The organism is Streptomyces anatolicus (genome assembly GCF_019400875.1).
In the GTDB taxonomy this organism is placed as follows: domain Bacteria; phylum Actinomycetota; class Actinomycetes; order Streptomycetales; family Streptomycetaceae; genus Streptomyces; species Streptomyces anatolicus.
On sequence record NZ_WMBF01000422.1, the window covers coordinates 1 to 5,588 of the forward strand.

General features: G+C 72.1%; 4 protein-coding genes and 1 pseudogene. 3 read left to right on the forward strand and 2 right to left on the reverse strand.

What is annotated here, in order from left to right; all coding sequences use genetic code 11:
• Positions 1–1,162 (reverse strand): amidohydrolase family protein (locus tag GKQ77_RS26525; protein WP_219691457.1); only part of this gene is annotated, 1,162 nt, incomplete at its 3' end.
• Positions 1,163–1,566: 404 nt separating this feature from the next.
• Between GKQ77_RS26525 and afsR the strand changes: the two genes are divergently transcribed.
• The 3 genes from afsR (at position 1,567) to GKQ77_RS26540 (ending at position 5,361) form a co-directional block, all read left to right on the forward strand.
• On the forward strand, positions 1,567–4,542 hold the full coding sequence (gene afsR, locus GKQ77_RS26530; protein ID WP_219691458.1) for an SARP-family global regulator AfsR: 2,976 nt from the start codon (positions 1,567–1,569) through the stop codon (positions 4,540–4,542).
• Between the two features lie 269 nt (positions 4,543–4,811).
• Positions 4,812–4,991, forward strand: coding sequence for a sigma-like protein (locus tag GKQ77_RS26535; protein WP_219691459.1), 180 nt, complete (start codon positions 4,812–4,814; stop codon positions 4,989–4,991).
• Positions 4,992–5,187: 196 nt separating this feature from the next.
• Positions 5,188–5,361, forward strand: coding sequence for a hypothetical protein (locus tag GKQ77_RS26540; RefSeq protein WP_219691460.1), 174 nt, complete (start codon positions 5,188–5,190; stop codon positions 5,359–5,361).
• Here the strand turns inward: GKQ77_RS26540 and GKQ77_RS26545 are convergent.
• Positions 5,362–5,588 (reverse strand): annotated as a pseudogene (locus GKQ77_RS26545) (hypothetical protein); the annotation flags it as partial. It abuts the gene before it with no gap.

Consider the following 5,588-nt stretch of genomic DNA (forward strand, 5'->3'; position numbering starts at 1 on the left):
GCGCCTCCCCGACCTCCCGGGACTTGGGCCAAGTGGAGTCCGAGTGCGGATAGTCCGTCTCGTAGAGCACGTTCCCCACCCCGATCGACTCCAGGTTCCGCAGCCCGAACGCGTCGTCGAAGAAGCACCCGTACACATGCTCGGCGAACAGCTCGGACGGCGGCCTGCTCACCTTGTCGGCGACCCCGCCCCAGCCCCGGTTCTCCTCCCACACCACGTCCGCCCGCTCCAGGATGTAGGGGATCCAGCCGATCTGGCCCTCCGCGTACATGACCTTCAGATTCGGGAAGCGTTCGAACTTGCCGCTCATCAGCCAGTCCACCATCGAGAAGCAGCAGTTGGCGAAGGTGATGGTGGACCCAACCGCCGGCGGCGCATCCGCGGAGGTCGACGGCATCTTGCTGGAGGAACCGATGTGCATGGCCACCACCGTGCCCGTCTCGTCGCACGCCGCGAGGAAGGGGTCCCACGCGTCGGTGTGGATGGAGGGCAGCCCGAGATGCGGCGGGATCTCGGAGAAGGCGACCGCCCGCACCCCGCGCTCCGCGTTGCGCCGCACCTCGGCGGCGGCCAGCTCGGGGTCCCACAGCGGAATCAGGGTGAGGGGTATGAGGCGGCCGTGGGCCTCGGGCCCGCACCACTCCTCCACCATCCAGTCGTTGTACGCGCGCACGCACAGCAGCCCCAGCTCCCGGTCGCCCGCCTCGGTGAACGTCTGCCCGCAAAAGCGCGGGAAGGTGGGGAAGCAGAGGGCGGACTGGACGTGGTTGACGTCCATGTCGGCGAGGCGGTCGGGCACGCTGTAGGACCCGGGGCGCATCTGCTCGTAGGTGATGACCTCCAGCTTTATCTCGTCCCGGTCGTAGCCGACGGCCGTGTCGAGGCGGGTGAGCGGGCGGTGCAGATCCTCGTACACCCACCAGTCCCCGATGGGCCCCTCGTCCCCTTTTCGCCCCATCACGGGCGCGAATTTTCCGCCCAAGAAGGACATTTCCTTCAGCGGGGCGCGGACGATACGAGGGCCGCGGTCCTGGTACTTCGACGGGAGCCGGTCCCGCCAGACGTGCGGGGGTTCGACGGTGTGGTCGTCCACCGAGATGATCTCCGGGAAGGTCCCTGAGGTGGCCCCCGGGATGGTCTCCGCGCTCTCCGATGTCTCCATACGGGCCACGGTAGCGCTGATCTGACGGTGCGTCAGTAAGTCGTACACCGCCCCATGAAGCACCCCCTCCGGAGCACCCCGCGCCATGAAGCCCGCAGGCCCTCCACCGGGCGCCCCCTGGAGCGCGCCCCGGAGCGCACCGGGGCGCACCGAAGCACGGCGGCATCCGGAACGGCGTGCGAGGACCCTGTGAGAGCCGTCTCCCACGGCTGACGCATCCGCCATGAACAAGGCAAACTGGCGGGGTGCACGAACCGAGGCACGGCCCGGGCCGCCCGAAGCGGCCACGGCAAGACCGAGGCACGGCCTGGGCATGACCGACGTATGACCGTATGAGGCAAGACGCGGGCAGGGCAGGCCCGCGACCGGCAGGACTTGGGAACGGCAGGGCGGCAGGGGGAGCGATGGTCGATGTACCGCGAGTACCGGAGCAGTGGCGTCCGGCCTCGGGGAACACCCCCGGGGCACGGACCGAGGGGCACCCCGAGGTCCGGACGTCACGGTTCAGCGTGCTCGGACCGGTGCGCGCGTGGTACGGCACGGAACAGCTCCCCACCGGTTCACCGCAGCAGCGGGCGCTCCTCGCGGCCCTCCTGCTGCGGGACGGCCGCACGGCCACGGCATCGGAGCTGATCGACGCCCTGTGGGGCGAGGAGCCACCTTCGCAGGCACTGGCGGCGGTACGTACGTACGCGTCGCGACTGCGCAAAGTACTGCCCCCCGGAGTTCTCGTCAGCGAATCCGGGGGCTACGCGCTCCAGGTCGCGGACGGCGCCCTCGACCTGGCCCTCGCGGAAGACCTGTGGGCGGCGGCCGAGAAGGCCCGCGGCATAGGTGACCTGCGTCAGGCTCGCACACTCGTCAACAAGTCCCTCGACCTGTGGGACGGCGAGCCCCTGGCCGGCGTCCCCGGCCCGTACGCCGACACCCAGCGCACCCGGCTCGACGAGTGGCGACTGCAACTGATCGAGTCCCGTCTCGACATGGACCTGGAGGTCGGCTGCCACGCGGAGGCGGTCTCCGAGCTGACGGCCCTGACCGCCGCCCACCCGCTGCGCGAGCGCCTGCGCGAGCTGCTGATGCTCGCCCTCTACCGCAGCGGCCGCCAGGCGGAGGCCCTGGCGGTCTACGCGGACACGCGCCGCCTGCTCGACGACGAGCTGGGTGTCGACCCGCGCCCCGGCCTCAAGGAACTCCAGCAGCGGATCCTCCAGGCGGACCCGGCCCTCGCGGAACCGGCTGCCGGGGAACCGGAACCGGCCGCGACCGTGGTGCGCCCCGCCCAGCTGCCCGCCACCGTCCCCGACTTCACGGGCCGCGCCTCCTTCGTGGGCGAGCTGAGCGACATCCTCTCCTCGGCCGAGGGCCGCGTGATGGCGGTCTCGGCGCTGGCGGGCATCGGCGGCGTCGGCAAGACGACCCTCGCCGTCCACGTGGCGCACGTGGCCCGCACCCACTTCCCCGACGGCCAGCTCTACGTCGACCTCCAGGGCGCCGGCGCGCGCGCCGCCGAGCCGGAGACGGTCCTCGGCGCCTTCCTGCGCGCGCTCGGCACGCCCGACTCCGCCATCCCGGACTCCCTGGAGGAGAGGGCGGCCCTCTACCGCTCGGTCCTCGACGGCCGCCGCGTCCTCGTCCTCCTGGACAACGCCCGCGACGCCGCCCAGGTCCGCCCCCTGCTCCCCGGCATGGAGGGCTGCGCCGCGCTGGTCACCAGCCGGGTCCGCATGGTCGACCTGGCGGGCGCGCACCTGGTCGACCTGGACGTGATGTCCCCCGAGGAGGCCCTGCTCCTCTTCACCCGCATCGTCGGTGACGAGCGGGTCAACTCGGAGCGGGAGGCGGCCCTGGACGTCGTCGCGGCCTGCGGTTTCCTGCCGCTCGCCATCCGCATCGCGGCGTCCCGCCTCGCGGCCCGCCGCACCTGGACGGTCTCCACGCTCGCGGCGAAGCTGGCGGACGAGCGCCGCCGCCTCGACGAACTCCAGGCGGGCGACCTGGCCGTCAAGGCCACCTTCGAACTGGGCTACGGTCAGCTGGAGCCCACGCAGGCCCGCGCCTTCCGCCTCCTTGGCCTCGCGGACGGCCCCGACCTCTCCCTCGCGGCGGCGGCGGCTATCCTCGACCTCCCCCTGGAGGAGACCGAGGACCTTCTCGAATCCCTGGTGGACACCTCCCTGGTGGAGTCGGCGGCCCCGGGCCGCTACCGCTACCACGACCTCGTACGCCTGTACGCGCGCGCCTGCGCCGACCGCGACGAGCAGCCTCCGAGCGAGCGGGAGGCGGCGCTGTCGCGGCTGCTCGACTTCTATCTGGCGTCGGCGGCGAGGGTGTACGCGATAGAGCGGCCCGGCGACCGGACGGTGGACCACCTGGAGGTCACCGAGGACCTGGGCCAGGACTTCAGCGACGACACGAAGGCGCTCGACTGGCTCCACTCGGAGGCGGCCTGCATCCTCGCCTGCGTCCAGCAGTCCCTCGGCCCGCGCACCCTGCGCCGCGCCGTGGACCTGCTGCTTGCCGCCAAGGACCTGGCGGAGTCGGGCGCCAGCTCCCTGCGGTACGAACTGGCCGCGTCGGCCGCCCGGGACGCGGCGGCCGCCCTGGGCGACGCGCACGCGGAGGGCCGGGCGCGGGTCACCCTGGCCCAGGTGCACAACAACGCGGGCCGCTTCGAGGCCGCGCGCCTTGAGGCCGAGCGCGCCACGGCCCTCGGTGAGCCCGCCGACGACCCGTGGACCAGCAGCAACGCGCCCAACGAGCTGGGCATCGCCGCCAACTGCCTCAACCGGCCCGCGGCCAGTGAGCGCTATCTGCTCCGGGCGATCGACGCCTTCCGCGCGGACGGCAACCGGGCGGGCGAGGCCAGCGCCCTGTGCAACCTCTCCCGTGTCCTCGTCGCCCTGGGGCGCACCGCCACGGCGATCGACCTCGTACGGCGGGGCATCGCGATCTACGACGACCTCGGCCTCACCTTCCGCCTCGCCAACGCCCGGTACGCCCTGGGCATCGTCCTGAGCAGTTCGGGGCGCCACGCCGAGGCCATGGACCAGCTGACCGAGGCGCTCGGCGTGTTCGTGGAGAACCGGCAGCGGCTGTGGGAGGGCACCACGCACTACCGCATGGCCCAGGTCCACCTGCGGTCCGGCCGCTCCACGCTGGCGGCGCAGCACGCGGAGCAGGCGCTGACCACGGGGTTCATCGGGGGCGACTGGATGCGGGCCAATGTGCTCACGCTCCTCGGCAAGTCCCTGGACAGCCTGGGCCAGCTGGACCGCGCGCGGGCGTGCTGGCGGGAGGCGCTGGCCATCCATGAGAGGACAGGCGCGCCCGAGACCGAAGAGGTGCGCGAGCTGCTGGACCCGGTGGCGGCGGCCTGAGGAGGGCGGCGGGCCGCCCGATGAGGGCAGCGGCCCGACCCTGCGAGGGCAGCGGGCGCCTGACGTGCGGGGGTCCGACGCGTTCATCGAACGTTTATGAGCGACTGCCATTCTCAATACATCGATCCGTCGCGTCGGGGGGCAGACGGGTCGCACTGGGCCTCACGGAATAGGGTGAGCGGCCCTGGAATGCCCGTTCGGCGGTCCTCGGGGGAGTTGCCGAGCGGGCGTTCGCCCCAGCGAACCGTAAAACCAACGGGAGGCCCACCATGAGCGACGCGAAGAAGCGCCCGGACATCACGACCATGGGCGACAGCCATATGCCCGCCCCGCCCAAGGACGGCCAGCTCACCATCCAGGGTGACAGCCACATGCCGGCTCCGCCCAAGGACGGCCCGCTCACCACGCAGGGCGACAGCCACATGCCCGCTCCGCCCAAGGACGCCTAAAGACTTCATTCCCGACGGGGGTCGGCCGCGGCGGCGCGGAGGGGAAGCCGTCGCGGCCGACGCATGTCCGGTGTCCGGCCGGAGCGAGTTCACGCCAATAGGTGGCGATTAACTTCCTGATTCATCGAACATGTGTCTCCGCCGGGTATTAGCGTCACAGCGCACCGTAACTCTCGCGTCTCCCACAGGAGTTGAAATGAACCGCACCAAGAAGGCGCTCGTCACCCTGGCCCTCGCGGTCGCCGCCGCGGGCGCGGCGGCGGGCCCGGCGGCCGCCGACGGCCACATGCCGGCCGCTCCCCAGGGCGCGGACCGCCCGGTGGTCGCCCCGCTCGGCGACAGCCACGTCCCGGCGCCCCCGCAGGGCTGATCAGGCGGCGATCCGCGCCACAAGGGCCCCCTTCACCGCCGTCACGAACGTGTCCCGCGTCTCCTCGTCGAGGAGGTCGAGGGACAGGTACGGATTCAGGTCCTCCAGCTCGACGAGGAGCAGGTCGCCGGAGGGCGCGCGGCACGCGTCCACGCGTTGGATCCCGTGGTCGATCGCGTTCCAGTCGATGAAGCGCCGCGCGAAGGCCAGGTCGGCGGGGGTGGGGG